7 protein-coding genes and 1 pseudogene are annotated in these 18,332 nt (G+C 36.6%); 1 reads left to right on the top strand and 7 read right to left on the bottom strand.

The genetic code is table 11. The features are described 5' to 3' along the window. Window positions 1–64: 64 nt before the first annotated feature. From acsn021_RS03320 to acsn021_RS03290, 7 genes are all read right to left on the bottom strand, one after another. The gene (locus acsn021_RS03320; protein WP_184095237.1) at window positions 65–2,074 is read right to left on the bottom strand and encodes an ATPase, T2SS/T4P/T4SS family; all 2,010 of its coding nucleotides are present in this window, start codon (window positions 2,072–2,074) and stop codon (window positions 65–67) included. A gap of 5 nt (window positions 2,075–2,079) precedes the next feature. Beyond that, entirely contained in the window at window positions 2,080–2,901 is an 822-nt protein-coding gene (locus tag acsn021_RS03315) for a hypothetical protein (RefSeq protein WP_184095239.1), read from the bottom strand. A gap of 105 nt (window positions 2,902–3,006) precedes the next feature. After that, on the bottom strand, window positions 3,007–3,630 hold the full coding sequence (locus acsn021_RS03310; RefSeq protein ID WP_184095241.1) for a hypothetical protein: 624 nt from the start codon (window positions 3,628–3,630) through the stop codon (window positions 3,007–3,009). A 67-nt stretch (window positions 3,631–3,697) separates the two neighbouring features. Next, window positions 3,698–4,615 carry a hypothetical protein gene (locus tag acsn021_RS03305; RefSeq protein ID WP_184095243.1) on the bottom strand — a complete coding sequence of 306 codons (918 nt, stop codon included), beginning with the start codon at window positions 4,613–4,615 and terminating at the stop codon, window positions 3,698–3,700. Between the two features lie 268 nt (window positions 4,616–4,883). Next, entirely contained in the window at window positions 4,884–5,495 is a 612-nt protein-coding gene (locus tag acsn021_RS03300) for a hypothetical protein (RefSeq protein ID WP_184095245.1), read from the bottom strand. Next, window positions 5,467–6,549, bottom strand: coding sequence for a peptidoglycan DD-metalloendopeptidase family protein (locus tag acsn021_RS03295; RefSeq protein ID WP_184095247.1), 1,083 nt, complete (start codon window positions 6,547–6,549; stop codon window positions 5,467–5,469). The genes acsn021_RS03300 and acsn021_RS03295 overlap by 29 nt, the downstream gene beginning before the upstream one ends. Window positions 6,550–6,870: 321 nt before the next feature. Beyond that, on the bottom strand, window positions 6,871–16,698 hold the full coding sequence (locus acsn021_RS03290) for a glycine rich domain-containing protein (protein ID WP_184095249.1): 9,828 nt from the start codon (window positions 16,696–16,698) through the stop codon (window positions 6,871–6,873). Window positions 16,699–17,265: 567 nt separating this feature from the next. On the opposite strand from acsn021_RS03290, the pseudogene acsn021_RS23125 reads away from it, so the two are divergent. After that, window positions 17,266–18,213: pseudogene (locus acsn021_RS23125) on the top strand (IS256 family transposase); the annotation flags it as partial. Window positions 18,214–18,332 lie beyond the last annotated feature (119 nt).

The following is an 18,332-nucleotide window of genomic DNA, read 5'->3' as shown; positions in this document are numbered from 1 at the left end:
CCTTTCCGATGCCTGCAAGTTTTCAACCGCAGGTACAAATTTGCAATACTGCCCAAATTGAAATTTACTCCTCATCATCTCCAAAATTAAATCTATTTCTTAAATAAGCACTTATATTTTCTAAAGCTTCATCCTCTGAAACATCATCTTCTGTTAACATACTATTATGTTCCGTTTCGTAATCATAATGGATTCCGGTATACCCCCCTGCTGAAACACCTTTCCAGTAATAATCTAAGAATTTACTAAATTCGCTTCGCTCCTCCTTATGCAACCCCTCCATAATTTTATGTATCATGTAATCACTCGGCAGGTCCTTTGCTCTATAGGTATCACTCTCCAGGTCATATATAAGTAAGTCTCTCGTTTCAAAGGATATACGATCCGTTGTTCTCTGGTAATGCTCAATCGTAGCATTTGCAAGACTTAATTCCACATTGCATGGATCTATTTCAGGATACGGAATGCTTTCTTCCATCTGAATAATTTCTGTAATTCGTTTAATATAACGTTTTCCGTCAGGTGTTATATCAAAATGAATATTCATTTTTAGTACTTCTGTCACTTGACGCTCCGCCGTAGTCATATTATCAAATCCAGCGGCATTTACAAGAGAATTTCTAAGAGTAAGTACCAGATCTTTTGCTTCATTTGCGTGATGTGTAAAAATAGTAAAGATAGATCCTGTCATAGCAAGTTGTATTGCTCTTGCAGCCACCGGATCTGTAGCAATTTCACCTATAATTGTTACTCCCGCATCGGATTTTTTAAAGGCATCCTGCCATTCTTCCAAGGATACTGTGTTAATCTCATGTACAGAGAATATATTTCTGTCCGGAAACAACTCTCTTAAATACATCTCCGGAGCCATTTCCAATACACGCAGATTTAATTTCGGATCTATATAGGTAACAATTGCTTTTAAAAATGTGGTCTTACCGGTACCCTGACGTCCTGTGATTGCAGCAGTAACTTTTCCTTTCATTAAAAATTCAGTGAATTTAACCGGAAGTTCACCATTATGGATTCCAGGCTTTATGATAAGATCAATTGGAGTATTCTTATCCAAAGTGAACTTTCTAACAAAGGCCGCCCAGAATTCACCCGCAGGCGGTCTGATTGCTAAAATACGGGATTTATCGTACATAGAATTAACAATGTATCCTCTTTTTGCTGATAATGGTCCTGGAGAATTGTATCGAACCAGCAATTGAATAATTCTCCTAATTTCATCCTCTGAGCTAAATTCAAGAAATAAAAAATGGATATATACTCCACGAAAAAACAACCAAAATGAATTTAGTGCATCACTTTCTCCGAACCCGTCAATTCGCTTACTTTTCCCCATAGAAGGCCTGATACTAACTGCATTCATAACAGAACCCGAAACCCCAAGATTATAACCGTTGACATTCATCTCCGTAATCGTATCTATATCACCCCAGCCCACATATTTTTGAAATAGAAGAATAGCAAATAAATCATACACTTCATTATCATTTAATGTAATATTTTCTTTGTAGTAACTATCTGCTAAATCTGCCTTTGTTATGTAGTAGGCCGTTGTATTTTTTGCTGACGGACCAAGAGCTTGCTTTGGTAGATGATAGTTATTTTTGAGTATCCACTTTGCCAACGCATCCACATCATATAGTTGTTTGTAACGGAACATAATTATTTCAAATTTTATATGTTTTTCGGGATCACTTTCTCCGTCAATTCCAAGAATATGCCTTATTTGCTCCGGTGTAAGACGAGGTCTTAAAAAATCTCTGATTAAACTCTGAACCATGCCTTTGGCACCGATGATTCCGTATACCGCTTTTTTTAAGGCATCTTTATTTTTTGCTCTAATTTTCTTTATTTTAAGATATTCCTCAAGAGTTTTTACCTGAATATTATCTTCTTTCACCAGATCTACCATATATAACTTAATTGCTGCAAGAACATCTTCAAATGTGGATAATTCTTCTGTTACAACTACTTGTTTTTTCCCTCTGGCATACAAGTATAAAAGGAACACAAGAGTAAAGATGCAAATCAAAGATATGAATATTAATTTCAGGTTATCCATGTTCATCACCTTGCCTTCCTTTTATCAATCTGTATCTGGGTCTTCGCTCGCTTTACACTTAATATTCCCGAAACCACCTGTTGGATATCTGAATCTATATCAAGCACTCTGTAATCTCTTTCATTCATTCGTTTCATAAGCATAGGAAGTACACCATTGTTATGAGCATACATAATCCATGGATTATACCTAACTTTATACCATTTCTTTGGCTTTCTGATACCCAGTTCTTTCGCCGTATCATCAATATCACCTATCATATTGCAGAATTTATTGACAATTACAAGACATGGTATACTGCCAACCGCCTTAAAATATGTTTTTTTCTCATCGGAGAATTTATGTAGCTCTGTACTGGACTGGGTAAGTACATAAATTACTAAATCTGCATGAGATAGTATTTCCCTATTAACCGGAGACTCCAGACAATTGTCATCTACATCGAAAATTACATAGTCATGTGGGAAATTTGTACTTATAAAAGATATAGTAGATATATATTTATTAAAGTCAAAAAATTCATCTCTTTTTAAATCTTTTATATTTAGTGTAAATAGTTCAAGTTTGTCACTTAAACTGTAACAATAATCACTAATATCTTCTTTACATAAGCCTCCGCTTTGAATTAAATTCATAAATTGTAGTGATTTGGACTTTTCTTCTATCATGACTTCTACTCCAAAGTATTTCATAAATGCATCTGAATATGTTTCGGAATGAGAGATGCATACCTTATTATTCTTATAAGCTAAAGAATATGCCACAAGAGAAGCTATTGTTGTATTTCCGTTTTGGCACGTATGCGGGGAAATTATTGCAATATTCATTTTTATAGCTCCCATCTGCGAACTTTTGTCGCATACTAATCAAGGGGTTGTATCTTTTATTCAACCATCCTCTCATGCTGCCGCTTATGCAGCGCAAACATTCATTCATAAAAAGCTTTTAGCTATTACTTTCTTTGAAACATCATAGGGCTTTAACCTAAGCAGATTGGCAAACTGCTTTGGCTTAATATTTAGCGCATCAGCAAATGTATTTATCAGAAGCTTTTCAACACAGATATCCTTACATGGTAAAAGTTCTTTCATCTCCTCTACTTTGCTTATATAAAAGTAATGCTCCGGTTTTCTTATCATTATATTTCCTGCTGCTTTTAACGGATAAATACTTTGTAACACTGCCCTGACATGTCCTGCATTATTTAAATCATTTATTTTCTCCATAACTTCGATTAAGTCCTGTCCATAAAAGGAGTAATCTGGCCCATATACAATTAGTGCTGCATCGTATCTTTTTAATTCTTCCGAATTTATTTTTTCCGAGACCACTAATACATTCTTATACAATTCCGATTCATTTCTCCCAGAAGGTACGGCATTTCCAACGTACAATGTGATGTTCTGGTGTTTCCCAGACTGAGTTCCGTCAAATAGACGGTTAAAGGAGATATCATCCGTGATAAAAAGGACATCTCCCTCTATGGATAATACTCTGAGAAGAGGATACACTAACATCTTTTTATCCATTTTCCCTGCTATTAATAAATTCGCCATATTTATCTCCACTCCTCTAAATTTCTTTGCATTTAAGTGTCAGCAACATATATAGAAATTATCTGACTTATTTTGTAGATTCCCTTGCTTCTGCTTTCGCAGCTTCTTTTTCTTTATCCAGTTGCATCTGATCATAATTCTTCTTGGCATCAGCAAATTTATCACTTATATTTTGTTTCCCTCTTGTTACTTTTTCTTCAATATCAACTTTATCCGAATTCATAAGCTGCGTTTCAAGCAATTCACGTCTAATAAGAACATCACTATAATCTGCTGTGTCAATATTAGGGTCTTTTATAAGAGTTTCAAGCACTTCAAGTGTAACTGGATAATAGGCAATCGAGGCCTCTTGTATGCCGGCTTCTACATACTGGGTTGCATATATCTTTGTAGCGGAGTAAATAGATAAATCTGTCTTCATTGATTCATAAGTGTAACAATCTTTTTCAGTAACAATTAACTTAATAGTTGAACCATTGATAGCTACCACCTTTTTATGAGGCATGGCACAAAAATCCTGTCCCAAGGGCATCGAAATTCTTACATCTATGTAATCTCCTACTTCTAATCCAATGGGTATTTCGTTAAAAACAACATCTAACTTTCTCATATCATCTGTCAAATCATAATCAAGCAACATATCCTTGGTAAGATAAAAACCAGCCTTCAAATCAATTTTATAACTTTTTCCCTCCAAATCCTCAGGTAACGCTGCTTCTTCAGGGATCGCTGCTTCCGGTACTGCAACTTCAATTAGGTCATAATCATTTGCTTCATTACCAGCTTTAACATCCATATCTAACTGATACATAACTCCCATAGGCCCAATTGCTTCAAGTTCCGTACTTAAAACGCGTATTTCTTCCTCTGCCTCTCTAATCTTTTCATTATAATGTTTTTGAATCATCAAAACACTAATACCAAATACACCAAGTATAACCATACAGATTATTACATAAATTATATACCTTCTTTTCGAATACATAAGGATAGCTCCTTTCTCTAAAAAAATGTTATACAATTGGGAAACAATATCTTCAACGAATGTAATTCAAAAATAATTTCCCTATTACCTATTTAAAAATCACTATGTATAATATGATGAATGATTCTTACTAAAAATGAATCATTCATATATTTTTATAGGTTCTATACAGTTATTTTTTACTACACCATTAGCCCGTTCGTTATATATAAAACTCATAACTATGATAAGCCTCAAACATGGTGTATATTCGTTTCTTTTCCATTTACTATTTTATTGATAATTCTGCTGTTATATCTGTAAGTTCTGCTGTCTCATCCAATTCATCAAACATGGTACCATCTCGAAACACAAAAAATCGCAAGAATGTTTTCCCATTGTCTAAATAGATTTCTATTGATTTTTCCAGTTCGATACACCGTCTCAGTTTCCAACCATTATATTGTAGATAAGAGATATACTCAAAAGTAATATAGTTATCGCAAGTATATAAAATAGGTATATCTTTACTTTTATATTCCTCCAATGAACTGCGTTCAGACTCTTCTGGAATAATTGTCTGCATAATTTCCTCTCGAAGATAGGTACTATTTATAATTTCTGTAAGTTCATCATTGTAATAGAAACCAATTTTTTTTGTAATAATATCCTGCCTCCACTCCCATATATTACTTTGCTTTTTATTTTTTTCAGTTACTCGTTTAACTACTATATAATTTTCAAATTGAGTGTTATTATCTAACCCCTTATTCTCCTGTGCATTCTTTCCTTTCCAAAGACCATATTTTAAACTTGCTATACCTATAAAAGAAAGGATGGATAAACTTATCACTGCAATTACTATTTTAGGCTTAATTGTCAGGCATTTTAGGTGCTTCATAACCTTCCTCCCAAATTATCTCTGATATCTCACCTTCATCATTCACTATACTTGATGATATCTGCTGAGATTCCAATTCTTCTGCAATATCTTTTAATACATAGGAAAAATCCGCTCTAGTGACAACCATTTCAGGATTTGCAGCCATCCATTTTTCATATGCTGTTATTCCTTTTGTGCCATATAAATATAAAGGATTTATGAATACCGTATTCAATTGAATACTAAACAAAAGATTATTGTTACTTGCAGTCCCTATTACATCATATTGATTCACTTTTGATCCACTTTTTACCTTTACATTCCTTATAGTACTATACGTACATTCAATGGACTTTCCGGTTGTTACTACAACCCTGTAACCATCTTCTGTTTTTTGGACACTCTCAACTACACCATTAAATTGAGAATAAACTTGCGAATTCATTTGTACAGACATAGTAATTCCATTACTTGTCTCTATAGTTGGTTTACTTAGTATAATTTTGTTTTCACCAAAAGAGCGCAGTATCTGAAAATCCTTACCGGAAGGGGGTAACAACTCTTCACCAATTATTCCTATCTCTGTATTATCATCCATACTATTTTTAACACTTAAAGCATAACGAAATAAATCTTCTATCTCCTTTATATTTGTTGTATAGATTGCCGGGGATATCGTATTTGCTACTGACACGGCATCTATTTTTTTTAACAGAGTATAAATATCATTATAATCTTCCAATAATACCTCTTGTGATTTTGCAGCTTTAAAATCTTTTATAAGCTTATCCACTGCTACCGACGTTTTCTTTAATAACTCCTCATAATCATTTGCTTCTTTTTCATTGCCCAGTCCTTTCATTAATTCAAATAACTGTTCTTTTCTTTCCATTGAATTATAATAATATATAATTTGCTTCATTTCTTTAATATAAGCTTCGTCCGTTATTCTACTGCTGCCTATTAATTCTCTTAAATCATCTGTTGTCGCTGCAGAAACAGGCAGCGTTATGTATAATAACACCAATGCCAGAAAAGGGATACTGTATAGTACTTTTTTAATATGCCTCAAATTCTCACCTTCTTTTTAAGATTCTTCACTCTATATCTCTGTAATATAATTAATTACAGTATGATTACTCTTGTAAATAATTTTTGTTTCTATACAATTCTTTTAAATACTCATGGACTTTATCCGTGGGCTTTATTTTAGAGAACCTATGATTAATAAAGCAAAAGCTCCATAACAGATTTTTACTCTGGTCTTAATTGATTTTTTATCCAGTGTAAAAAACGTCATGGAGCTTCTGTCATTGCGCGGCTTTACATTCAGTACCACTTTAACTTTTTTATATTTCTCTAGATTTAACCTCTTTTATACACAGTTCTTCTTCTAATGAGTGCCAATAATATCTACATCAATGGTATTACCGGTCGTGTCATATACAGCTAACAAGTTAGGTATATCAGAGCCAAACTGAAAGGTCTTACCTCCAATAACTACTCCTCCGTTGTCTTTTCCCTGGTTATATTCCAGCGTCCAAGTGTCTCCATAAGCTATAATTTTGGCTGTCATAAGGATTACATATTCATTACCGTTTACCTCCTCTACTGCATTTATGGTAGTACCTCCTGCACTTATTTTTTCTATCGGATTTATGTGCTTGCCATTTCTGTATACTACAAATCTTGCAGAAGTCGGAAGACCTGCTGTCATATGCCACCTCTGGCCCCTTTGCCAAAAGTACATCGGGTCAAAGTACTTCATGATATCTGTCTCCGTTCCCCCATTTATATCTATGGCAGTTACCTTGCTGCTTCCCACAAAGGTCCTGCCTCTTGCACCGATTAATAGATTTTGAATGGTTCCAAGAGCATAATCTTCTCCATAGGGTATTGTTAATAGCTTTGTTCCAATTACGTTGTAATCCTCATCTCTAACGTATTCATAGTTAGTTTCCGCCAATTTTTCTGTTATAGTTGCTTCTTCTGCGGAATAGTTTCTCCTCCCCTTTTCCTTAACCCAGTTAAGCTTCATCATATAAGGATATAGAGTATCTTTTAAGATTTGATATTCTCCTGTCAAGTTTCGGTTTTCATCATAATACTCTGACATCAACCCAAAATAATTGATAGGCTCATAGTTGTTGTCATGAAATAGATAGGCATCCACCGGGTATATTGCATTTGTACTAGTATTCAATGCATAAAAGTAAGGAATAACCTGAACTTTTCCATCATCATAATTACCTATGGTAGTTATGTCCATAAGCAAATTATAGCCAAGCTTTAGATTCTCATTTTTCAAAACAGCCACTGTGTTCTTATCTCCTGATAAAGGAAAAGGAACTGCACCTGCATTCTGAGTCCAACCCTGGGTTCCATAGGTATTATACATTCCATTCTTCTTAGACACCGTATTGCCCCTAACATCCATTCCATAAGTCCCATTATGATAATGCCAGGATAAATACTTATCCGAAACCTCTGCATTGACATTTTTTAGAATCCCTTCAATAAGCCAGCCCTGCGTTTTTGCCGTACTTTTAAATAGATTGCTGAACCTTAAATCTTCAGTATCCTCTCCGATTAAGTTACCGATACGCCCAACCAAATCTACTACTGTATATTTATAGGCTGTGTGGTAAGCTGCCTTTTTACTACCTATTCTCATAAAGTTTCTAACAAACTCATTAGTCCAGGAGGGAAGATCACTTCGTACTACATTATCTCTCAGGTATATGTTGGTCTGCCCACCAGGGGATGGGTTATTGTTAATGGCTTCTACAAGAAAATCAACTCTTGCAGCAGGTACTTCCACATTACTTAATAAGCAGTAAAAATCATAGTACTCAATGATACTACCCTCAGAATCTCTTACCTCCAACGGAATCCACTCACCTGTAAGATACTCTTCCCAGGTTCCGTTCCGGTTATATAGCACAGAGAACTCAAAACGTATCCACTTCTCCCTGGTCCATTCTGTAGTGTCCATACGGTTTGTATATCCTTTTCCTTTTTCTTTTATCGTACTTGGGATTCCGAATGCCGTAGTTTCATAAAAGTCACCACGGTTTGGAAAATAGACCTGGAAATAGTTGTCAATGTTGATATAGTCTCCCATAGCAATGGTACCACTGCCTGTTTTATCCTTTACCGTATGCAGACCGCTTTTATGATTATGATCATTATTACAGGGACTATAGCATAGTTCATTGCTATAATCATAATGGTGCCCGTAATGGTGTGGTTCCTGGCAGTCAAGATCCCTTTCCGTGCGACAATTATCGGTGCAAACATGTGCATTATAGAGTCCGTCGCAATCCCAAATAGGATTTATGAAGCCGCCAATAGTATAAGGAATTTCCTCCATGTGGTTTCTAAGAAATGACAGAGCACTTGCATTTGTTACATTCGCTGTCATACCACTTTTGATTCCAAAGTATGCCGCAAATTGATTCCACAGAGTATCTCCCAGTAACTGTTTCATTCCGGTTAGGTTTCCGCCATTCATGGCCGTCAGGCTTAATGTAAACGCTTTGGAACTTCCGGTTAGGCAGTTGATAGTTGGTATATGGATATTATTCTCAGACACCTCATATGGCCAGTCAGCTTTTACACTGCCTGCTGCATAATAGGTTATCCTGGCATATCCATTCCCAATATGTCCGGTTCCTATACCTCCAGAAACGGATGGTATGACACTATCTCCATCTATGGTAATCCCTTCAGTCACACCACCAATATAACCAGAACCGCCTCCGGCTCCTCCGTTATAGAAATTTGTAGCATAACCGCCATAATAGCCTCCTCCTCCTCCGCCGGTATCCGTATCTGTAGTGGCACTTTCACCAATACCTGTCTGATATCCTTTTATTTGTGTGCCACCTAAACCAGCATCTAGGTCACCATTATTTACCTCTGCTGTACCAATGCAGGTAATAAGTGCAAAACCATTGCCTGTCCGCACCCCTTCCTGAACACTACCATTAACAGCCAAACTTCCATTCACATAACCCGTCGCTTTATAGAGTTCTGACTCTCTGGCAAATACACCACCAATAGGGATGCCTCCGGAGTCTGCCAGTATACCTGATGTGCCAGGGCTGTTATAACTTCCACCACCGGCTCCTCCAGTCCCTCTGCTTCCCGGACTGTTAGTATAGGTATTCCCACCACCACCGCCACCGGTTACAATAGCTGTTTCATTTATCTTAATTGTGGTATAACCTCCACCACCTCCACCTAATTCATTTACACCGTTATCGTTATAATCGGTATCTCTTCCCGACGCACCACCTCCATTATAACCTCCTGCATTAGGACCATTGGAATAAAATCCCGACTGCTGTCTGCCCTCCCCTATACCACCAATATTGATTACTACCTCTGTTTCTGTAGTTAATGTTATCTCACCGGATGCATATCCTCCAAGGCCTCCGATACCCCGATTACCGGAACCACCTTGAGCTCCATAAACCTCCAGCCTATATTTTCCCGCTGATAGAATCACTGCCTTTGAGGTACCACTATAATCATATGGAAACTCTTTTCCGACCTCTACACTGCCTGGAATAGTAATTCCTTTTCCTGCGGTTCTCACACCATCTGCGAAGGCATTGCCACCTTTAAAACCACCACCTGCACCTCCTGAACCATCATTAACCGCTCCAACTGCTTCTCCGGTGGAATCATCAGCTCCGCCTCCACCTCCAGCTACCAGAATGCGATTCCTAAAATCAGCTGTTACATCATAAACTCTTATATTTGTAACATACATATCCCCTTCTGGTGTCTCTCCACTGTCAAAGAACCGTAATGCAGCATTGTTCATCTGCGCTAAGTCAGAAGTTACTGAGAAGGAATATGTGGTTCTTTCTGTTGTCAATCCAAATATTTTTTCAGGCAAGGTATCAGGATGCGCATCTATATGAAGCACATCACCCTCTTCTGTTGACCAGGCATCAAAAACTACCATATACTGATGACCCGCTGTAAATACATTAGGAAGAGAGGCTGCCTGATGATAGGCCCCTTTTGCTACTTTAATAGCATGCTCACCGTTATTTAAAGTTAGCCTTGAGACATTGGCATCATATGCAGCTTCGTCATAAAATTTTCCTATGGAAGTACTGCTGTTTTTGGCGATAATATTATTACCTATGGTTCCGGTTGAATTAATAAACCGGATATAATCAAGAACGTAGCTACCTGATTTGGTTCCTAAAGGGCTATTACATAAATCTAGACGCAGCCCTGTTATTTTGCCACTTCCCCACGAAGTGTTTTTATCTGTAATCTTAACCCTGTAGGTCGCAAATCCATCACCATTTTTACTAATTATGTTGGAACCGTCCAGATAAATACACTCCGGTTCATTATGCCATTCACCGTTAATGGCATAATGAATCTGCATAAAGGAACCATTTGTATTATTTTTCAACCTTATTTCTATCGTATCAATGTATTTACTATCTACATTAAGTAAGGGATTATCACCCATCGGAGTTAGCCAGCCATCAGACCATATCTTCTTAACAGTAACTGTATCTGTATCATAAGATGTTATTTTATCTTCACCACTATCATTCCATCCATTTACCTGTTGTCCGGAACCAGATAAGGTGCCGTTATCTTCGAAATAATCCAGAGAAGCTATCGTTACAGGAGAATCTATTGCTCGGATATCTGTTGCACCTCCTCCTCCATATCCATAGTTACCTCCATTTCCTCCACCGTTATAGCCGCCACCTGTACCTAGTCCGGTACTCATGGTACCTGCACCACCTACATTTATTAAAACTGTCTGCCCTTTCTTTAAAGATATCATACCACTGGAATATCCTCCAAGACCTCCATGGCTTCCTATGGCTTGGTCATTCTTAATTCCATCACCACCACTGGCCCCCCATACTTCAAGTTTATAATTCCCGCTTACTGGTGCAGTAAAAGATTGAACGGTTCCGGTATAGGCAAAATCTTTTACCACATATGCCTTTTGCAGATATTGGAGAGTTGCTTCATGGATAGTTGTAGTTACATAACAGGCATCTGTATGCTCAGTGGTACCAGGCATACGGATAATTTTTAAATTATCCAGATAAAATCCCGTTGCAAAATCTGAATTAGACTCCCAACATCCGATGTTTAAAAAATCACCTACTAAGGAATCTGTAATATTCTTAGAACTTCTACTAGTCCTGGCACTCTGTAGCACATCATTCATGTATAGATTACAATCCGTAACTGAACCCATGCTCATGACTAGACCAAATTTTAAAGGACTGCCGATTAAGTTTCCGCTCATTATACGTTCTTCTCCATTTCCCGTAGTAATAACTCCATAGGTCTTTCCTGCGGGAATATAAAACCCATACCCTGAAAAGGAAAACAACATTCGATCACGATTAGATATAGATGGAATATATAGGTTACATTCCACACGGATACGCTCTAAACTTTTTCCCGAAAATCCAAAGTCTTGTAATGGTATTTGTGTACGTATCCCATCCACAGATAAAAATCTCCCTGAACCAAATCCATGAAAGCTGCCTGCTTCTCTATAAAAGGCGAATCCTGCTCCTAACGGATAATCCCTGTAAGAGCTGCCTGATTTGATTATATTTCTTATAATTGTTCTGTCATCCTCTGAACCCGTCGGCGTTCCGGTGGCAGATTCTGATTCATCCCGATATGTATCCACCACTTCGAAATCAAAGCTTGCCAGAGAACTTTCCTTTTCAAACTGACAGTTTAAGTAACGGAAGCCACAAAGAGCTGCTGTACCGGGGCAGATTTCCAGTTCCGCCATTTCCTTTAACAAACTCTGAGCAGATGACGCAGATTTTTGAATTCTTTGATCTGCTTCACGTGGTTTCGCCACAATAACTGCATCACTTGCAGATACCGGGTCATGCACCACAATATCATTACATTTGCCTGATTCATCTGTAACCCTATATCGGCTTTTCAAAGTTATTCCATATCTATTCAACACTGTATCTTTTTCACTTTTGTGTATAGGGTCTAGATATTCGCTGGAGTCATACATCAACAGCTCCTTATAATACGTATAAGACTGCCCCGTGACATACTCCCCATTTGGATTGATTGGATTTTGAATTACCGGATTATAGATACGTAAATCTTTTTCCCTTGGCATTCTTGTCTGGTTATGGGAGGGACTTGACTTGTTAGCATCGGACGCTTTCGTAAATGACTGGGCTATCCTCATCATACCTGTATTGGCAAGGCCTATGGTTTCTCCGGCCTCTGTATTGTCATTTACTACCGCTGATATTAAATCCGCATCATAAATGGTATCTATTTTTTCCCCTTTACCGCTTCCTTTATATTTTGTTGATGTATTATAATATTGTCCATTATAAGAACCGATATTTATTACTAAGTCCTTGCCATTATACTTTGCTGCATTGGGATTTTCCGTCCACATCTTGTCAAAAGATGTTTTTATCTCATCATACTGCTGCTGCGTTGTCTTAGTTTGCTTATCTGCATAGTACAATAAGCTCTGGTCTCCACTAGAGGTTTGTAAAATTAACATATCTGCAACAACCGTAACAGTATTTTTTAAGTTACGCCTCATATTGAATCTTTCATACTCTATCGTTTTTTTATCAATTGCATCCGCTTTCTCTTTATGATAGTCAACCGTCGTAGAGGATGCAGGATTTGTATATAAGATTCCGGAAGCCCATTTATTGTTATGTCCTTGATTCGCTGCTATTTTAATTGGATTACTACCACTTATGGTACCTGCCAGCCCATTGCATTTTTTACTTCTTGTAGTCATACCATCTACCATTTCATTCCAAACAACAGAATCACCTTGCTCTCTTTGTAAAGAATAGCGAATTCGACCGGACATAGTGGAATTCTCATTTCCACTATAGGATGCTGCTATATTATAAAAAATATTTGGGTTTCCCTGATGTATGATAGCATCTGCATATTCAGCAGCATCACTTCGAATCTTCGTCATACCGCCTACATAGCCCTTTTCTATTTTCCATACATGTACATCCGTAATTCGTAGCGTATTAAAAGTAACCGCCTGGGACCAGTTATCCTCCACTGAAGGCAATTCATGCTGACAGCATGGACCACACAGAGCATGAGCAGGCAAAGAACCACCAACATTAACTTCCGACGCAGTTAAGGCCAAAGCACCATCATAATTGCCTCCACTTATAACTTTACCATTTTTAAAGGTTACAATAATAGTATACCCAATGGTTCCCGAAGCTGCCTGCGTTAAGTCCACTGCTGGTACAAAGGAACCGCATACATGGTTATGGGAATGCGATTTGCCCGGATTATCTTTAGAAGGAGGCGTATCCCATTCCTTGGTACAACCATGCCCACAACCTGCCACATACCCCGTTCCATACCCTAACTTACCTTCACTCCACCCCCAGCCGCTGCCAAGCTTTCCTTCATCTGTATTAGTAAGCCTTGCATCAGCGGCAGATGAGGAGGTATAAATTCCGCCACTGTAAGTTCTAACAACCGTGTTGGTATGGTTGTTAGAACCACCTGAAAGCTCTACTGTTATCACTGCCTCTCCTACCTTGTACTGACGTATCTGCCCATCACTGTCAGCAATTCTTTGAACAGTATAAGTTCCATTGGTTGCTTCCATACCTGCTGCCCAGCTTATTGCCTGTTCAAGTGCTGTATTATAACTATTTACATCCCAGTTCGTGGAAGGTTTCACTTTTGTTCTTAAGGTTCCCGGTTGAAAAGCATTCCCTGCACATTGACTTCCTTCCTGTCCTTCATTAAATAAACCAGCATCCGAAGGCTCTGATGTTGAATTGCTAATGTTTCCTGTCCATTTAGCAGTTAAGGTCGTTGAAGCGTTATGTCCGCTTACTGTAAAATTAGCTGATGGATTGCCGTCCGGGGTCTTGATATTCGAATTTTCCGCTAACACACTTTTACTATTTGTCTTTCCGGTATTATCTGCCACAAAGGTTTCCGTATGACTGTAGGTTCCGGCTCCTCCTTTTAAGGCATCATTTTTCTTAAACTCACAATCTGTACCTGCAAAAATGGTTTTATAGGTTCTTGTGGCCGTTTGATTCTCTGCATACTCTACCCGTAGTTCTGCAATAAATTCTGAGCCACCCACAGAAAAGTATAAAGGTCTGGTTGAGGGAACGCCTGCCATTGCTTCAAAAACTTCCTGGTAAATGGTACCGTCCTTTAACTCACTGAAAGCCTCCGGACTTGAAGCATAAGTGCCATCCTGAATAACTTCTGTCTTTTTGGTATAGGTAATATCAACTTTATTAGTTGATGCTTCTACCTTCTGCTTATCATCTACTCCTTCACTTTGTTTATAATACCAAATAGTTACATCCGCTTTATAATCATAAAAATTTATGTCTTCTTCATGGTCTAATATAACATTAGCTATAGATGTGTCTCTCCATTTAAGTTCCACATTTTCTTTATTTGTTAAATACGTTTTTAATGTTTCTTTCGTAATACCTTTCTTATTAATAACATAGGTAGTTGGATTAAGGGTTATTTTTTTTGCTTTTATTGTTGATGTTTCTTTCACACTTCTAGTGATATTTATTTTTAAATCGAACTTATCATAACGATCAATTAATTTCTCCCAATCTTTCCAATCATCATCGGTCTTTTTTCCGTTTAATTTAAGTATTAATTCTGGCGTATCCCCAATGGATTTGTTCTCCTCTATAGAACCAGTACGTTTAATAGCTTTAAAATCCACTTTGGAACTGGTTCCAGTTTCAGCAATAGCTATGTATTTGGTTGGTTTTAAGGTAGTACGGATTGATAGATTTGCATCGTATTTAGGATTAATAGGAGATTGTGTATAGTAGGCTGGTACTAATATAACTCCATAGTTTTTAGAATCATTACTTAATAACAGATACTCTTGAAAGTTAAAATCATTGTGCACCGTTTTCCATTCCATTGTTGCAGTTTTTTTATTAATTGATGGTAATTTATGTAACAGTCTTGAAACAATGGCTGTCCCCCAAGCTGTGGCGCTCACTTCATAAGGATAGGTTTGTTTTTCTAAGACCTTATCATCTTTGTATTGTTTTATACTCGACTTTATAACTTCCTCCAACCGAAGATAATATTCTTTACCATAAATTGAATACTTGTCTTCTTTCTCAATATCAAAAACTTTATTTGCTTTAAAAGTAAGACTTTTTTCTTTTTGAATATTATAAATTCGTTCTATGTAATCTTGTGCAGAAAATATATATGCACCTTCAGCCTTCTCTATTTTTGTATAACCTACAATAGCATTTGTAATACAGATATGACTATTGGTTTCACTTCTATCATTTGAACTATTGGAACCTATAGGTTCTGAAGTTATATAATTTTCTATTGCACTTTCCCATGCCTTTTTAGCTATAGAATCTGTACTTGCTATTTGAGAATATAATGTTAACATTAAATCAATATATCTATAAAATAATTCTTTTAATTTTAAATCAGATGCTTTTTCCATGTCATTTTTATCTATTCCTAACTTTTCTATTTGTAAATACTCATCAATCTTTGTACCAATAGTATATTTTCCATTTTGGGGAGTAGTAAAATAATACCATACTCCTTCTGAAAGATCTCTATTAGTCTTATTCTGAGCTAAAGATTTATATACTTCAAGTATTTGTTTATCACTTAAATCTTTTAATTTATCGTAAAATACACCATTTTTCACACTTGAAGACGTTTCATTCGCTGTATTAATTCCTTTCATATATAGAACTGAATCTTTTTTTTCGCTACTCTTTAATATTTTTGTACTTCCAAGTACAAATTGAACTACGTAATTATCCCGATTTTTGAGTACCGACCTCCATAAATCATGTGGGATAATAGTCAGCGAAGAATTTGAAATGTTATCATAACCCGGAGTTAACCATTTGATTTCATCATATAATTTATCCCAACCATTTCTCCCTTCATAAATGCCTAATGTATATGGTTGTACCATATATGCCATATACTCCCATGGCCAAGTGGTAGCACCAGTTGAATCATACTTTACAGGTTTGGGAACTACCGTATCTTCTGACATTGTATACGCCGAAGTTACTTTCGAAGAATGAAACTGTACAAAATATAAAAGTATTAGAAACATAACAGTTAAAAAAATCAACACTTTCTTTTTAGCATTGGCTTTCTGTAAAAGTATATACATTACTTTCCTCCTTTAATTTATAAATTAATATGATGATTTTATGATAAATTAAATGTTCTATATACATAAAAAGGGATTTTATCAGTGTAATTCCCTTATAAATGCTCTGATATACCAAGCATTCAAAATGAAAGATAGATTGGAGTAATTCAATTAGTATTATTCATATGGACTGGGCAACTGGTATCAAATGAAAAGAACATATATTAAAGAATGAGGCTAATAAACACTACTCCCACTCATTATATGAAGATAAGTATAATAGAATAATTAGTTTAAATATAGAAAACTTATCATAGAAACTATTTTTCTGCCTGAATGAGATTTGAATAAGGAAATAATGGAGATTAAATATTGCGTGCACAAGTCCTGGCATTTTGATTTAGCATAATAGACAAGAAAGCGCAATGCTTCACCCGAGTCTGCGAAAGCTTTTCTATAAATAAGATTTATAAGGTCTTCTATTATAAAATATAAGCATTAGGAGGTCTTTTATTATGGCAAGAGAAAAGAAACCAGTACACAAGATGCAAACAAATGGAAAACGGAACATTATCCAGCAGCTGATATGGGAGTATGGATATTCAGGACCCACAGGACCGCAAGTCTACCTCCGAATCACAGGTATTCAAAAAGCGTTAGAAAGATATATCAGATATTGACCATAAAAATTTTGTCCATGTATGCATAGGTATTCCACAGACAAATCTCTGATACTCTTGAGGACAATTACAAGTGTGAAGCTTCTGGGGGTTTTGTTTCAGATGTTACGGATAAAATCATGCCATAGATTGAAGACTGGAAAAACAGGCCACTTTCAAGGTATATCCAATGCCCTGCATCGATGCAATCCATTATTCCGTTCGTGATAACGGGATTATCCGAAAGCTTGCAGCATATATTATTCTTAACATTAACAATGACGGATACAAGGAAGTATTGACCATTGAGGTTGGCGAAAATGAAAGTCCCAAGTACTGTCTTACAGTTCTCAATTATAGAATGGTGTAAAAGACATTTTGTTTATCTGTGCGGATGGTTTTTTAACTGGTATTAGGGAAGCTATATCCCCCATATGTTCATCAGGTACGGAATGCAATGAAATATGTGGCTGACAAGGATGGAAGCCATTTTGTGCAGATTTAAAGACTAATTATTAGGCAACAAAAGAGGAAAAAGCTTTTGAAGCCCTAGAGAGAGTTACCGATAAATGGGATGAAAAGTATCCAAACTCCATGAAAAGCTGGAAGCAGAACTGGGATGCTTTCCCCCCATTTTCAAATTTTCAGCTGAGATGCAAAAAGTTATTTATGCAACAAATGTGTTTGAAAGTTTAAATGCAACCTATCTGGAGTCGAATCGGCTAAGAAGTGTATAATCCTAGTGATACAGCACTTCTGAAATCTGTATTTATCTACCTTTGAGGTAACTAAGAAATGGAACTTGTCGCTTAGGAACTGGGGACAGGAATATGGGGAACTCAGTATCATGTATGAGGGACGTCTACCTCAATAAGTTACTCATATATATCATTTTTATACAGGCGGTTTTATTCGCCTGCTATTGACATGTATCACATATACTGTTATATAGCAAGGTCTAAAAGCATATCGCAAATCCTTTAGGCCAGCTAT

The organism is Anaerocolumna cellulosilytica, assembly GCF_014218335.1.
In the GTDB taxonomy this organism is placed as follows: Bacteria; Bacillota; Clostridia; order Lachnospirales; family Lachnospiraceae; genus Anaerocolumna; species Anaerocolumna cellulosilytica.
The sequence above is the reverse complement of the archived record's forward strand: the minus strand, read 5'-3'. Positions and strand labels throughout refer to the sequence as shown.

Excerpts from the sequence above, each read along its gene's own strand:
- acsn021_RS03310 (WP_184095241.1), bottom strand. The coding sequence starts at position 3,630 with ATGGCGAATTTATTAATAGCAGGGAAAATGGATAAAAAGATGTTAGTG.
- acsn021_RS03300 (WP_184095245.1), bottom strand. The coding sequence starts at position 5,495 with ATGAAGCACCTAAAATGCCTGACAATTAAGCCTAAAATAGTAATTGCA.
- acsn021_RS03305 (WP_184095243.1), bottom strand. The coding sequence starts at position 4,615 with ATGTATTCGAAAAGAAGGTATATAATTTATGTAATAATCTGTATGGTT.
- acsn021_RS03315 (WP_184095239.1), bottom strand. The coding sequence starts at position 2,901 with ATGAATATTGCAATAATTTCCCCGCATACGTGCCAAAACGGAAATACA.
- acsn021_RS03290 (WP_184095249.1), bottom strand. The coding sequence starts at position 16,698 with ATGTATATACTTTTACAGAAAGCCAATGCTAAAAAGAAAGTGTTGATT.
- acsn021_RS03320 (WP_184095237.1), bottom strand. The coding sequence starts at position 2,074 with ATGGATAACCTGAAATTAATATTCATATCTTTGATTTGCATCTTTACT.